General features: G+C 63.2%; 14 protein-coding genes. 2 read left to right on the top strand and 12 right to left on the bottom strand.

Annotated features, from left to right (window positions below):
* The first annotated feature begins 300 nt into the window (after window positions 1–300).
* Window positions 301–1,668 carry an ATP-binding protein gene (locus AAAX73_RS07375; protein WP_118081468.1) on the top strand — a complete coding sequence of 456 codons (1,368 nt, stop codon included), beginning with the start codon at window positions 301–303 and terminating at the stop codon, window positions 1,666–1,668.
* A gap of 39 nt (window positions 1,669–1,707) precedes the next feature.
* On the opposite strand, the gene mazG is transcribed toward AAAX73_RS07375, so the two are convergent.
* From mazG to larC, 3 genes are read right to left on the bottom strand one after another with little or no spacing between them, the layout of a single operon-like run.
* Window positions 1,708–2,568, bottom strand: a complete 861-nt coding sequence (mazG, locus tag AAAX73_RS07370) for a nucleoside triphosphate pyrophosphohydrolase (RefSeq protein ID WP_349125530.1) — start codon at window positions 2,566–2,568, stop codon at window positions 1,708–1,710.
* Window positions 2,569–2,570: 2 nt separating this feature from the next.
* Entirely contained in the window at window positions 2,571–3,119 is a 549-nt protein-coding gene (gene yfcE / locus AAAX73_RS07365) for a phosphodiesterase (RefSeq protein ID WP_349125529.1), read from the bottom strand.
* A 58-nt stretch (window positions 3,120–3,177) separates the two neighbouring features.
* On the bottom strand, window positions 3,178–3,663 hold the full coding sequence (larC, locus tag AAAX73_RS07360; protein WP_349125528.1) for a nickel insertion protein: 486 nt from the start codon (window positions 3,661–3,663) through the stop codon (window positions 3,178–3,180).
* Window positions 3,664–3,856: 193 nt separating this feature from the next.
* Here larC and AAAX73_RS07355 point away from each other — a divergent pair, with 193 nt between their 5' ends.
* On the top strand, window positions 3,857–4,768 hold the full coding sequence (locus tag AAAX73_RS07355; protein ID WP_349125527.1) for a PHP domain-containing protein: 912 nt from the start codon (window positions 3,857–3,859) through the stop codon (window positions 4,766–4,768).
* Window positions 4,769–5,087: 319 nt separating this feature from the next.
* Here AAAX73_RS07355 and hisE read toward each other — a convergent pair whose 3' ends face one another.
* The 9 genes from hisE to hisG form a co-directional block, all read right to left on the bottom strand.
* Window positions 5,088–5,405, bottom strand: a complete 318-nt coding sequence (gene hisE / locus AAAX73_RS07350) for a phosphoribosyl-ATP diphosphatase (RefSeq protein ID WP_006235893.1) — start codon at window positions 5,403–5,405, stop codon at window positions 5,088–5,090.
* Window positions 5,406–5,451: 46 nt separating this feature from the next.
* Window positions 5,452–5,781, bottom strand: a complete 330-nt coding sequence (hisI, locus tag AAAX73_RS07345) for a phosphoribosyl-AMP cyclohydrolase (RefSeq protein WP_148332627.1) — start codon at window positions 5,779–5,781, stop codon at window positions 5,452–5,454.
* A gap of 142 nt (window positions 5,782–5,923) precedes the next feature.
* Window positions 5,924–6,706, bottom strand: coding sequence for an imidazole glycerol phosphate synthase subunit HisF (gene hisF / locus AAAX73_RS07340; RefSeq protein WP_006235891.1), 783 nt, complete (start codon window positions 6,704–6,706; stop codon window positions 5,924–5,926).
* A 3-nt stretch (window positions 6,707–6,709) separates the two neighbouring features.
* The gene (locus tag AAAX73_RS07335; protein WP_349125526.1) at window positions 6,710–7,453 is read right to left on the bottom strand and encodes a HisA/HisF-related TIM barrel protein; all 744 of its coding nucleotides are present in this window, start codon (window positions 7,451–7,453) and stop codon (window positions 6,710–6,712) included.
* Entirely contained in the window at window positions 7,450–8,139 is a 690-nt protein-coding gene (gene hisH / locus AAAX73_RS07330) for an imidazole glycerol phosphate synthase subunit HisH (RefSeq protein ID WP_349125525.1), read from the bottom strand. Before hisH ends, AAAX73_RS07335 begins: the two co-directional genes overlap by 4 nt.
* 79 nt (window positions 8,140–8,218) lie before the next feature.
* On the bottom strand, window positions 8,219–8,806 hold the full coding sequence (hisB, locus tag AAAX73_RS07325) for an imidazoleglycerol-phosphate dehydratase HisB (protein ID WP_349125524.1): 588 nt from the start codon (window positions 8,804–8,806) through the stop codon (window positions 8,219–8,221).
* Entirely contained in the window at window positions 8,807–9,922 is a 1,116-nt protein-coding gene (gene hisC / locus AAAX73_RS07320; protein ID WP_349125523.1) for a histidinol-phosphate transaminase, read from the bottom strand.
* A gap of 1 nt (window position 9,923) precedes the next feature.
* Window positions 9,924–11,357, bottom strand: coding sequence for a histidinol dehydrogenase (gene hisD, locus AAAX73_RS07315; protein WP_349125522.1), 1,434 nt, complete (start codon window positions 11,355–11,357; stop codon window positions 9,924–9,926).
* A 105-nt stretch (window positions 11,358–11,462) separates the two neighbouring features.
* Entirely contained in the window at window positions 11,463–13,178 is a 1,716-nt protein-coding gene (gene hisG, locus AAAX73_RS07310) for an ATP phosphoribosyltransferase (RefSeq protein WP_349125521.1), read from the bottom strand.
* Window positions 13,179–13,241: the final 63 nt, after the last annotated feature.

Here is a 13,241-nt window from a genome sequence, read left to right as displayed (position 1 = left end):
TACGCCGCCTAGTCGAAGCGCTCCGAACAGATTGGAGCCCATCGGCCGAAAGGCCTGGCGTTAGCATGTCGCGATTCAATCTCGAAAACAGCATTGCCCAGTTGACAAAACTATAGGAACACCCCCCATTAAATTCTTCTATCGGCATACCGTCTTTACCTGGCTTGCGAATGAAAGAGCCAATAATGTGCTTTTACATCGTTCAAAGTTCTGGATATCGTGCAATTCTAAGGGTCTGAAGTTCTGGATATCGTGCATAATCAGGTTATAAAAGTTCTGGATATCGTGTACGAGGTAGCCATGCTTAAACGAAAAGCCTATGACAAACTACTAAAATGGAAGCATGAAAACGCTGGTAAAACAGCACTTCTTATTGAAGGAGCCCGCCGCGTCGGCAAGAGCACGCTTGCCCGCACGTTTGGAGAAACCGAATACAAGTCCTGCCTTGTCATTGATTTCTTTCAAGCACCTGCCGAAGTTAAGCAATATTTTGAGGACTATCGCACTGACTTCGACTCGCTCTTCCTCTATCTCTCGGTTTTCTATAACGTCAAACTCTATGAACACGAGACGCTTATCGTCTTTGACGAGGTCCAGATGTACCCGCAAGCACGCGGACTCATCAAGTATCTCGTTGCAGACGGACGTTACGACTACATCGAAACTGGATCCCTGCTCAGCATCAAGCAGAACATTAAAGATATCGTCATCCCATCCGAGGAAGAGTCTCTGGAACTTGAACCCCTCGACTTTGAGGAGTTTCTTTGGGGCATGGACGAAAAGGGGCTGGCCGATCTCATTCGCATGAGTTTTAACAAGATGAAGCCGCTCCCCGATGCCCTACATCGCAGAGCGCTCTCCCTTATGCGCGAATACATGCTCGTAGGCGGCATGCCTGAGCCGGTATCCATCTATGTTGAACAGCGCGCTTTTGCGCCCGTCGACGCTTCGAAGCGCCGAATCGTCCAGCTCTATCGCAACGATATCTCTCGTTTTGCAACCGGTTACGAATTCAAAGTCGTCTCCGTACTCGATGGCATCCCGGGTCAGCTCTCTAGGCACGAAAAACGATTCAAGCTTTCCTCACTTGATAAAAACGCACGCATGCGCACCTACGAAGAAGCCTTCTTTTGGCTGGCAGACGCGCGAATTGCCAATATCTGCTATGCCGCAAGCGAACCGAGCGTGGGCCTTTCACTCAGCATGGAGCAAACGGCCCTCAAGTGCTACATGGCGGACACCGGCCTGCTTGTAACGCTTGCCTTCTCTGACAACAACGATACCGATGAAGACGTTTACAGGGCCGTGCTTCGCGGCGACATCGGATTGAACGAAGGAATGCTTACCGAAAACTACGTTGCCCAATCTCTAAAGGCCAATGGATACAGACTCTTCTTTTATTCCCAAAGCGGAAAGAAGGAGGGGGAGGAGCGCATGGAAATCGACTTCCTCGTTACCCGACCCTATGTCAATGCCGCCGGAAAGCCGCGCATCAGCCCCATCGAAGTTAAGTCGCCACGCAGATACGGAACCATCTCCCTCGACCGATTCCGCGCGCGCTTTAACAAGAAGATTGGGATGGCTTACGTGTTGCACCCTAAACAACTCGAGTGGGATGCCGAAGCACAGCTGGCACATCTTCCGTTGTATATGGCTTTTTGCTTGTAGAGACCTCTCTACGAATGGATGCCGTGAGAGACGCAGGCCTCACTCGCTTGCTTTTGCTTGGTCCCACAGGTCGTTGAGTTGAGCGGTTGAGCAGGCGGCGAGGTCATCGCCCGCCTCGTGCACGGCGGCCTCCATCGCAGCCCAGCGACGGCGAAACTTGGCCGTGCTCGCGCGCAGGGCGCTCTCGGCGTCGATGCCCTCTTTGCGCGCAACGTTGACCAGGGCAAAGAGCAGGTCGCCAAACTCCATCTCGCGCTCGGGCGTTCCGGGGGCCTCGGCCTCAAACTCGGCACGCTCCTCGGCGACCTCGTCCCACACATCCTGGACCGTCTCCCACTCAAAGCCCACGGCAGCCGCCTTGCGCGACACCTTCTGCGCCTGCATCAGCGCCGGCAGATGCGTGGGCACGCCGTCGAGCAGACCCTCGGGCGCAGCTTCGCCCGCTGCCACGGCCTTGTCCTTGGCAACCTTCTCGGCAAGCTTGACCTCATCCCAAATCTTGAGCACCTCGTCGGAGCTCTCGGCGTCCGCATCGCCAAACACGTGTGGGTGGCGGCGGATGAGCTTGGCGTCGATATCGCGCGCCACGTCGGCCAGCGTAAACTCGCCGGCGTCCGCCGCAATCTGCGCATGCAGTACTACCTGCATGAGCACGTCGCCGAGCTCCTCGCGCAGATGCGTGGCATCATCGGCCTCGATGCAATCGAGCGCCTCGTAGGCTTCCTCGATCATGTTCTTGCCGATGCTCTGATGCGTCTGCTCGCGATCCCACGGGCAGCCATCGGGCTGACGCAGACGCCAGATAGTCTGCACCAGATGCTGCAGCTCGGCCGACGCGTCGACCAGCGTGGACAGGTCGCGCGAACCCTCGGTATTTTGCTGAGCCATGTGCTGCGCCATGGTTATTCCTCCTCCAGGACCACGTGACGGAACGCGCCGCCCTCGTAGATGCCGTAGCTGTGCGTACCGTCCTTGGGAATGCTCACGCTGCCGGGATTGAAGAGCCACAGGCCCGGGTGCGCGGCGCTTGCCTCGTTAACCTTGATGTGCGTATGGCCGTAGACGAGCGCGGAGCCCTCGGGCAGCGCGGGCGCGTGGTCGACGCTGTTGTGCATGCCGGCGCCAAAGACGTGGCCGTGCGTCAGGAACAGCTCACGGCCGGTCTCGTCAAACAGCGTGGCGTAGTCGGCCATGACCGGGAAATCGAGCACCATCTGGTCGACCTCGGCGTCACAGTTGCCGCGCACCGCGATGATGCGGTCGGCCAGGGCATTGAGCAGCGGAATCACACGCTTGGGAGCGTAGTCGCGCGGCAAGTCGTTACGCGGACCGTGATAGAGCAGGTCGCCCAGCAGGACGATGCGGTCGGGCTGCTCGGACTCGATGGCGGCGCAGAGGCGCTCGGTCCAATATGCCGAGCCGTGAATGTCAGAGGCGATGAGGTATTTCATGAGGGATCCTTTCGGGATGGAGTTGACGGAGCCGGTCGCGGCGCGCCGCACGATCTTGTTATTCAAATCGCAGCGCCGCGCTCTGGGCCGCCTGCATCACGCGCTGGAGCGGTACGTCGTGCTCACGGGCAAGACGGGCGCAGTCTTCGTACTCGGGCGCCGCGCGCTCGCTGCCGTCGGGCAGGGTGGCCACCTTGACGGACACCTCGCCCCATGGCGTCGTTACGCGCTCAAAGCGGCGTGGCGGGCAAACGCGCTCCATGACCTGGCGGCGGATGGCATTGGTCGTGGTTTCCAAAAAGATAATCGTCTGCAGGCGCTCGATATCCTCGTGGGTACAGATTACCTGCAACTGCCAGCCGGGACGGCCCTTCTTGCAATAGAGGGGCAGCCAGTGCGCCTCGCGCGCACCGGCCTCGCGCAGGCGGTCGGCGGCGTAGGCGAGCACCTCGGGCGACGCGTCGTCGATATCGCATTCCAGCTTGACGATGGTCTCTGGCGCATCGGTCTCGCGGGACAGCGGGGATTTGCTATCGCATGGCATACGGTCCGGCTCCTTTCCGCGTGGGCTCGTTTTGTTCATCCAAACGCTAACACATCGCGGGCGGCGTGGATGTGGCGGAGCGCGATGAGCGCGATTTTCCTTGTCCGCAAGAAACCGACACCCCAGCGCGCTCGTCGCATCGAGGGCCGCGCCGCTACAATGGAGCGGATTCGCTTGACGCAAAGGAGCCGCCATGTCTGCTTGCCCGCTGGTCGATTGCCATACCCACACCTCGTTCTCGGACGGGCACGCCTCGTTTGAGGACAACGTTCGCGCCGCTGCTGCGGCAGGCTGCCGTGTCATGGTCTCAACCGACCACCTCACCCTGCCCGCCAGCATGGATTCCAATTGCGAGGTGCAGGTTGTCGAGGGCGACCTGCCGGCACATCGTCTGGCTTTTGAAGACGCCCGCAAGCTTGCCGCGCGGATCGCGCCGGAGCTCGAGCTTATCTATGGTTTTGAATGCGATTGGTACGAAGACTGCGAGCCTTTGGTTGAGCGCTGGTCCGAAGGCGCCGTGGTACGCCTGGGCAGCGTGCATTGGATTGGCAACCCAGGCGATATTGCGGCAGGCGCTGCGGGCGCGGCGGGGGCGGAGGACGTCGCTCGTCCCGACACGCCCGATTCGAGCTGCGGTTGGATCGACGATGACACCAACCTGCACGTTTGGGAAAACCTGGGCGTGCGCGGCGTGTGGGAGCGCTACGTCGACGACTGGTGTCGCGCCTGCGAAAGCTCGCTTAACTTTGATGTGATGGCTCATCCCGACCTGGTCATGCGCTTTTCGAAGGAAGGCTTTGCACCCGATTTTGACCCCGCGCCGTTCTGGGGGCAGATGGCAGAATGCGCACACGACACGAATCGGCGCGTTGAGGTCTCGACTGCCGCGTCGCGCAAGGGGCTCGACGACTACTACCCCGCGACCGGCCTCTTGCGCTGCTTTGCCCATGCCGAGGTGCCCATTACCTTTGGCTCGGACGCACACCGCGCCTGCGACATCTGCTGGAACATCCGCGAGGCCCAGGCCCACGCCTACGACTGTAGCTATCGAACCTTCGACATCCCCCACCTCACCGGAGAATGGGAGCCCACGCCCCTCGCCTAAGACTAGTCGTTGGGGACACTCTTCACAAATGACCCCTTGGGGACGGAGGAAAACAGGTCGTTTTGCTCACCACCGACGCCCGTGCAACACCGCCCGCCAAAAAAACGCCCTTTTACTACGATGAACCGCAAACCTCCGACCATCGGCTTAATGCGGAAAATAAAACCGCAGGTAGAAGCGTTGACGATTTGCTCAAAACCGACATGTGGTCAGCAGATCCAGTTTCATCGTAGTAATTGGGCATGTTATTTGGCAGCGTCGGCAAAGACTGTCCCAAACGACTAGTCGTTTAAGAACGTCCCCAATGACTACCCAATGACTAGTGGCGGCGGGCGTTGAGTTCGCCGGCCAGTTCGTCGAGGGTGATGCCGTAGCGTTCGAGCGTCACGAGCAGGTGGTAGACCAGATCGCCAGCTTCGTAGCGGATGTGGTCGTGGTCGTTGTCCTTGCAGGCCATGATGACCTCGCTCGCCTCCTCGGCAAGCTTCTTGAGCAGTTCGTCCTCGACGTCGGTCAGCAGACGAGCGGTGTAGCTCTCCTGCGGCGATGCGTCGCGACGGCCGTGAATCACCTCGGCGAGCCCCGTCAGCGTCTCACCGATATTTCCATCCTGAACGTTTGCGGTGCGCACACCCATAGTTCAATCCTTTCTGGTTGGCCAAGCGCCTAGTCGAGCGCCCGTCCTACGCGAGTTTCTTAAAGAAGCAGGTACGGTTGCCGGTGTGGCAGGCCGGACCCGGCGAGTCAACCTTGACCAGCAGCGTATCGCTATCGCAGTCGGCCCAGAGCTCCTTGACCGCTTGCATATTGCCGCTCGTCGCGCCCTTGTTCCAGAGCTCCTGGCGGCTACGGCTCCAAAACCACGTGGTGCCGGTCTTGAGCGTCAACCCCACCGACTCCTCGTTCATCCAGGCAACCATAAGCACCTCGCCGGTGTCATACTGCTGAACAACACAAGGAATCAGCCCCTTGGCGTCGTATGTAAGCTTTGAAGGATCGGTTATCTCTTCCATTTCTCTTCCCAAATTCAAACTTCGCAGGTCGGCGAGGGTTGTCCAGGTGCCCGAGATTACGAGCGACAAGCCCGACGACGCGTACTTAAGTACGCGAGGAGGGTTGGAGCCGAAAGGTCGGGTGCCTGGGCAAGCCGCAGCATTAGAAGTCCAGCCTCACAGGAATGCCTTGGCTGGCCATATACTCTTTGACTTCGCGAATGCTGAAGGTTCCAAAGTGAAAGACGCTCGCCGCCAGCACGGCATCGGCCTCGCCCTCGATCACGCCCTCGGCAAAATGCTCGAGCGTGCCCACGCCGCCGCTCGCGATGACGGGGATTGGCACCGCGCGCGCCACGGCACGGGTGAGTGCCAGGTCAAAGCCGGCCTTGGTGCCGTCGCGATCCATGCTGGTCAGCAGGATCTCGCCGGCGCCGCGACGAGCCGCTTCCTCGGCCCACGCCACCGCGTCGATACCCGTGGCGTTGCGGCCTCCTGCGGTAAAGACCTCCCACTTATCGGCGCCCGGCTCCCCGGGCAGCCCCACGCGCTTGGCATCGATCGCCACGACCACGGCCTGGCTGCCAAACGCCGCGGCAGCTTGGCTGATCAGCGATGGGTCGCGCACTGCGGCAGAGTTGAGCGATACCTTGTCGGCACCGGCAGCCACCATGGTCCGCATGCCCGCCAGGTCGCGAAAGCCGCCGCCCACGGTGTAGGGAATGGCCAGCTCCTCGGCAGCATGCGCCGCCATCTCGATGGTCGTTGCGCGGTTGTCACTCGTGGCGGTAATGTCCAGGAAGACGACCTCGTCCGCACCCTCGCGGTCGTAGGCGCGCGCCAGCTCCACCGGATCGCCCGCATCGCGCAAGCTCACAAAGTTGACGCCCTTGACCACGCGGCCGTCCTTGACGTCCAGACAGGGAATCACGCGTTTGGTAAGCATGGGCTACTCCTCCCCTCGGACGGCGGCCAGCGACTGTGCCAGCGTAAAGTTTCCCTCGTAGAGAGCGCGACCGGTAATGGCGCCTTCAATCGCGCCCTCACCCACCGCGGCCAGCGCACGGATGTCGTCGAGCGTCGAGATGCCGCCCGAAGCCACGACGGGAAAACCCGCAACCTCGGCCACATGGCGATACGCTGCCACATCGATGCCCGTCTGCATGCCATCGCGCGCGATGTCGGTATACACCAGGTGCTTAAAGCCCAGCTCGGAAAGCTGCGCCACGGCATCGTCGAGCGCCACGCCCGCGCCGTCACGCCAGCCATTCACCTTGACCTGGCCGTCGCGCGCGGCGATGTCTGCCACCAGCAACTCGCCAAAGCCTTGGGCCGCTACCTCGGCAAAACCCGGCTCGGTCACCAGCACGGTGCCCAACGCGATGCGGCGAGCACCATAGCCGGCCAGCTCGTCGATGCGTGCGAGCGAGCGGACACCGCCGCCCACGTCCACGGACAGACCGTCGACGCCGCAGATGGCCTTGATCGCCGCCGAGTTGGCGGCACATACGTCCTCGTCCTCGCCAAAGGCAGCGGACAGGTCGACGACGTGCACCCAGCTCGCGCCCTGCTCGGCAAACGAGCGGGCAACGGCCACGGGGTCGTCGGAATATACCTTGCAGCGGCTGCGGTCGCCGCGCTCCAGGCGCACGACCTTGCCGCCGATCAAATCGATTGCGGGAAACAGAATCATCGGCCACCCTCCTCGACGATGTTGACGAAGTTCTTAAGGATGCGCTGACCCAGCGCGGAGGATTTCTCGGGATGGAACTGGCAGCCCCACACGTTGCCATGGCGCACGATGCACGGGAAGCTCCGCGTATAGTGCGTGCGCGCCAGCACATCGGCGGCATCGGCGTCGTCGGCCACCGCGTAGCTGTGGGTGAAATACATGTTGGCACCCTCGGCAAAACCGGCAAGCAGCGGATCGACCGCACCGGCAGGCGTCATGTGCACCTGGTCCCAGCCCACGTGCGGCACCTTCAGGCGGCTCGACTCCAAGCGCGTGCACGAACCGCGCATAATACCCAGGCCATCGACCCAGGGGCCACCGGCCTGCTCTGAGGCATCGTCGTCCGCGTCCGCAGGCACGCCCTCGTTGCCACGCTCAAAAAATAGCTGAAGCCCCAGGCAGATGCCGAGCAGCGGAGTTCTGGCGGCAACGACATCGAGCACCGCGTCCGCCTCGCCGCTCTCGCGCATAAAGGCGATCGCGTCATAGAACGCGCCCACGCCTGGGATAACCAGGCCGTCGGCGCTGCGGATCTGCTCCGGATCGTCCGACGTGCAAGCGGCGGCACCGGCGCGCGCAAGCCCGCGCACGACGCTCGACAAGTTGCCCTTGCGGTAGTCGACCACCACGATCTTCGGTTCGCCCACGCGACCCTCCCTCTTCTCATCATCCAAAACCACCACGAAGGTGCCTGTCCCCTTTGTGGTGGTTTGTGCGATCCGTCAGTTACAGCGTGCCCTTGGTGCTGGGGATGCCCTGCACGCGAGGATCGAGCTCGCAAGCGCAGCGCATCGTGCGGCCCACGGCCTTAAAGGCGGCCTCGATAATGTGATGAGAGTTGCCACCCGCCAGCTCGCGCACGTGCAGCGTGAGCTTGGCATCGCGCGCAAAGGCGCAGAAGAACTCGACGGCCAGCTCGGTATCGAAGCTGCCCACGCGCTCGGTCGGCACGGGCAGCTCGCAATAGGCCTGGCCGCGACCCGAAATGTCCACGGCGGCCATCACGAGCGTCTCGTCCATGGCGATCGCCGCGTCGGCAAAGCGCGTAATGCCCGCCTTGTCGCTCAGCGCCTGGCAAAACGCCTCGCCCAGCACAATGCCCGTGTCCTCGACGGTGTGATGCGCATCGACCTCAACGTCACCTACCGCATGCACCGTCAAATCAAACAGGCCATGGCGGCCAAAGGCGTTGAGCATGTGGTCGAAAAACGGTACGCCGGTCGAGATATCGCACGTACCGGTTCCGTCCAGGTCGAGCTTTACGACAATGTCGGTCTCCCCCGTCTTGCGAGTCACCTCGGCATAACGGCCCATCTACATCTCCTCCTTCACCAGCGCGACAAACGCAGCCAGCACCTCGTCGTTTTCCTGCGGGGTACCCACGGTAATGCGCAGACAGTCCGCAAGCCCCGGCGCGTAGCTAAAGTCGCGCACCAAAATCGAATACTCGTCGCGCAGACGCTCACGCACGCGCGTGGCGTGCGGCGTACGCACAAGCACAAAGTTCGCCGCGCTCGGCCATGCCTCCACGGGTAGACCCTCGGCAGCCATCGCGCGCAGGGCGCACAGCTCGCGCTCGCGCTCGGATGCGACCTGTGCCACCACGGGCGCGTACGCATCGCGGGCACGCACGCAGGCAAGCGCGGCGGCCTGGCTCAGCACGTTAACCGAGTAGATCTGGCGAATCGCCGCGAACACGTCGATGACCTCCGGTGCCGCGATCACGTAACCCAGACGCGTTCCGGCGGCGCCAAACGCCTTGGACAGCGTATGCAAAATCACCAGGTTGGGATGCTCGGCGATAAGTCCCTGCGCCGTGGTGGCCGCGCCAAACGAATCGTCGGCAAACTCAACGTAGGCCTCGTCGACCATTACCATGCCGGGGCACGCATCGCACAGCGCCGCGACAAAGTCGAGTGGCGCCACGTCGCCCGTGGGGTTATTGGGCGAGGTCACGATCGCCAGGTTGCACTCCGGCGCCGCCGCAAGCACGGCTGCCCGGTCGAGCTCAAAGGTCGCGGGGTCGCGCCACACGTCGCGCACCTCGGTCTGGCAGAGCGACGCAAAGAACGCATACTCGCTAAAGCACGGCGGGCAGTTGAGCAGGGTCCGCCCCGCGCCGCCAAACGCCAGCAGGTAGTTATAGAGCAGCTCGTCGCCACCGTTGCCCACGCAGACATTCTCGCGCGCCACACCATGCCAAGCGGCAAGCTCGTCGCGCAGGTCACAGGACATGGGATCGGGATAGCGGTTGAGCGGTGTAGCGGCCAGGGCGGCGTCGACCGCCTCGCGCACGCCGGCCGGCACGGGATAGGTATTCTCGTTGGCCGAAAGGTTGATGTGCGTGGACGTAAAGTTGGGATCGTAGGGCTCAATACCGGCCAGGTAAGGCTGGACGAGCCCCTTCATGCGGGGCGTCAGCTCGGCCATATTAGGCCTCCTTGCCAGTCGCGCCGGCACCACCCGCAGCCGCCGCCAGGTCCACGCCCTCGGCAACCGTCGCCACGGCATCGCCCGGCCAGGCGACCTTGGTCAGGTCGGCCGCGGCCAGAGACTCGGCACTCACGGCATCCTCGCCCTGCTCCAGCACACGGCGACGCAGTGCGGCGGAAAGCGCGTGTGCCCACAGGCCCTCGGCCTCGGCCAGGCGCTGCGTGGCGGGAGCGTCGGAGAGCAGGCCCTCGGGCGTATAGCAAATGACACTCGAGCGCTTGACGAACTCTTCGACCGAAAGCGGGTTGGAGAACATGGCGGTACCGCCGGTCGGCAACGTGTGGTTGGGGCCGGCGACGTAATCGCCGAGCGGCTCGGAGCTCCAAGCGCCCACAAAGATGGCACCGGCGTTGCGAATACCGCCGAGCAGCCCCATCGCGTCCTTGCAGTGTAACTCCAGGTGCTCGGGTGCCACCGTGTTCACGGCCTCGACGGCAGCCGCCATGTCGGCGGCCACCACGATGGCGCCTTCGTTGTCGAGCGAGGCACGCGTGATCTCGGCACGCGGGGACTGTGCCACCAGGATGTCGATACCCGCCTCGACCTCGCGCGCAAACTGCTCGTCGCAGGTCACCAGATAGCAGGCCGCCAGCGGATCATGCTCGGCCTGGGCCATCAGGTCGGCCGCGACCACCATGGGCTTGGCCGTGGCGTCGGCCAGCACGCAGACCTCGGAGGGACCGGCGACCATATCGATACCCACATCACCCGAGACGATCTGCTTGGCGGCGGCGACAAAGGCGTTACCCGGGCCGGTAATCTTGTCGACACGCGGAATGGTCTCGGTACCGTACGCCAGCGCGGCCACGGCCTGGGCGCCGCCCACCATATAGATTTCGTCCACGCCGCCGAGCTTTGCCGCAGCGAGCGTGTAGGGGCTGATCAGGCCGTCTTTTTGCGGCGGGGTCACCATGACCATGCGCTTGACGCCGGCCACCTTGGCGGGAATGGCATTCATGAGCACGGTGGAGGGATACTGCGCGCGACCGCCCGGCACGTAGATGCCGGCCGCCGCGAGCGGAGTTACCTTAACGCCGAGCATCGTGCCGTCCGCACGCGTGGTAAACCAGCTCTGCTCGACCTCGCGCTGGTGGAACTCGCGAATCTGGCGCGCGGCCTTCTCGAGTGCGGCGACAAAGGCCGGGTCGAGGCCTTCGAGCGCGGCATCGATCTGCTCTTGCGGCAGACGGAAGCTCTGCAGCTCAACACCGTCAAAACGCTGACAGTAATCGCGCACCGCGGCATCGCCGTTGGCGCGCACGTTGGCCACGATATCGCGGGCGGCGTCGACGATGTTTTGCGGCAGCACGCCCTTGCGGTTGAGCTGGTTGGTAACGAGACGCTCACCGGGAGCAAGCTTGATAGTCTTCATATCGGTATCCCCTATCGGTCGAAGTTGTGTTCGAAAAACGAGAGGCCGGGCGGCGGCGCCAACCGGCCCGCAGCCCGTACGTTGGGGCGCCCGTGCGTGCTCGCGCTATTGTGCCGAGCCCGCGACGGGCTCAAAATGCTTGTCCTTCACGGCTGCCGCCAAGCGATCTGCCAGATTGCGTACGCGCGGATCCAGGCGCGCGGCGCCCGGATTGACAAAGAAGCGGGCCGTGCAGTCCATGATGCGCCCGGCGATGACCAGGTCGTTGTCGCGCAGCGTGGCACCCGTGGCGGTAATATCCACGATGCGATCGGTCATGCCGACGATGGGGCCCAGCTCGATGTTGCCGTGTAGCGAAACGATGTCGACGTTCACGCCGCGCTCGGCATACCAGGCACTCGCGATGCGCGGGTACTTGGTTGCCACGCGAAGCGAACCGCGGCGGGCATAGTTGCGCTCGGCCTGACCGGCGCGCCATGCGGGCTCCGCCTCGATAAAGGTGCACAGGCCATAGCCCAGGTCGACCAGCTGCAGCAGGTTGAGGTCTGCCTCGATGAGCGAGTCCCAACCGCAGATGCCGCAATCGGCACCACCGCAGCCCACAAAGGCGGGCGCGTCGCTGGGGCGCACGATGACAAACTCGATATCGCCGACCGTGCCCTCGCCGGCACGCGTGTCGCGACCACGCACAATCAGGTGACGGCCGGGGTCACGCAGCTCAGAGACATCCAGGCCCGCTGCCTCGAGCACGTCGAGTGTGTCGGCCTTAAGCGAGCCCTTGGGCACGGCGATGCGCAGCGGACCCTCGGCGCCACGGCCCGCGGCATGGTCGCCATCGGAAGCGGCATCCTCGGCCGAGGTGCGCGCGGCCTCCAAGCGCTCGAGCGAAAAGGCGAAGCCCGCCGCCGGCACCTCGATACCGTCGCCAAATGCGCCGGTAAAGATGGAGTCATAGCGTCCGCCCGAACCGACCGGATCGGGCAAGCCGCCGGCATAGGCCTTAAAGACCAGGCCCGTGTAGTAATCGAAAGAGTTCATGATAGAGAAGTCGAACGACAGCACCTGGGCGTCCTCGGGTGCCAGGCCCTCGACCAGGGCACGCAGCTCGCGCGTCAGCGGCGCGACGATACCGGCGGCCTCCAGCAGCGCGTCCACGCGGTCGAGTACCTCGGCGCCGCCGTGCAAGCGCGGCAGCTCGCTAATGGCGGCCTTGACGGCATCGGACTCGGCGCTTGCCGCCACGCGGGCATCGAGGCCCACAAAGTCGTTGGCGTGCACGCAGCGCAAGGCCTCGGCGGCCAGCTCGCGATCCTCGCACGCCGCGAGCAGCTCCTTAAACGGACGCACGCTGCCTGCGATAATGCGCGCATCGGGCAGCGCCAGCTCGCGCACGGCCTCGGCCACGAGCGAGACAATCTCGACATCGCCCGCGGTATCGCCCGCACCGATAAGCTCAAAGCCCAGCTGCGTAAACTGACGCGAGCCACCGGCATTGCGCTGGCACTCGCGAACCACCGGCGCCTCATAGCGCAGGCGCAGGGGCAGGTCGGCCGCGCGCATGCGGGTCGAGACCAGACGCACGATCGGCAATGTGTTGTCGGGACGGACCACCAGCAGACGGCCATCATCGTCAAAAAGCTTAAACGGCGTGTCCGCGATGCGGCCGCCTTCCTCGAGTGAACCCTTGTCCTCGAGCAGCGGCGTTTCGACCGGAAGGTAATGATGCTCCCTGAAGCAGCCCTTCACCGTATATGCGATCTCCTCGCGCGCCTGAGCCTCCTCGGGCAATATGTCCCGGAACCCCCACGGTGTGGCCGTCATCTGGTGAGCCTCCTCATGCTGTGTTTCACCTAGAGCAGAAGACCGGCATAGCTCCGCCGGTCT

The sequence above is a fragment of the Collinsella sp. CLA-ER-H9 genome, assembly GCF_040092295.1.
Taxonomy (GTDB): Bacteria; Actinomycetota; Coriobacteriia; order Coriobacteriales; family Coriobacteriaceae; genus Collinsella.
This window is presented reverse-complemented; position numbering and strand designations above follow the sequence as displayed.

What these genes read in the sequence shown, in the direction of transcription:
- AAAX73_RS07375 (WP_118081468.1), top strand. Translation starts at nt 301, where the DNA reads ATGCTTAAACGAAAAGCCTATGACAAACTACTAAAATGGAAGCATGAA.
- mazG (WP_349125530.1), bottom strand. Translation starts at nt 2,568, where the DNA reads ATGGCGCAGCACATGGCTCAGCAAAATACCGAGGGTTCGCGCGACCTG.
- yfcE (WP_349125529.1), bottom strand. Translation starts at nt 3,119, where the DNA reads ATGAAATACCTCATCGCCTCTGACATTCACGGCTCGGCATATTGGACC.
- larC (WP_349125528.1), bottom strand. Translation starts at nt 3,663, where the DNA reads ATGCCATGCGATAGCAAATCCCCGCTGTCCCGCGAGACCGATGCGCCA.
- AAAX73_RS07355 (WP_349125527.1), top strand. Translation starts at nt 3,857, where the DNA reads ATGTCTGCTTGCCCGCTGGTCGATTGCCATACCCACACCTCGTTCTCG.
- hisE (WP_006235893.1), bottom strand. Translation starts at nt 5,405, where the DNA reads ATGGGTGTGCGCACCGCAAACGTTCAGGATGGAAATATCGGTGAGACG.
- hisI (WP_148332627.1), bottom strand. Translation starts at nt 5,781, where the DNA reads ATGGAAGAGATAACCGATCCTTCAAAGCTTACATACGACGCCAAGGGG.
- hisF (WP_006235891.1), bottom strand. Translation starts at nt 6,706, where the DNA reads ATGCTTACCAAACGCGTGATTCCCTGTCTGGACGTCAAGGACGGCCGC.
- AAAX73_RS07335 (WP_349125526.1), bottom strand. Translation starts at nt 7,453, where the DNA reads ATGATTCTGTTTCCCGCAATCGATTTGATCGGCGGCAAGGTCGTGCGC.
- hisB (WP_349125524.1), bottom strand. Translation starts at nt 8,806, where the DNA reads ATGGGCCGTTATGCCGAGGTGACTCGCAAGACGGGGGAGACCGACATT.
- hisC (WP_349125523.1), bottom strand. Translation starts at nt 9,922, where the DNA reads ATGGCCGAGCTGACGCCCCGCATGAAGGGGCTCGTCCAGCCTTACCTG.
- hisD (WP_349125522.1), bottom strand. Translation starts at nt 11,357, where the DNA reads ATGAAGACTATCAAGCTTGCTCCCGGTGAGCGTCTCGTTACCAACCAG.
- hisG (WP_349125521.1), bottom strand. Translation starts at nt 13,178, where the DNA reads ATGACGGCCACACCGTGGGGGTTCCGGGACATATTGCCCGAGGAGGCT.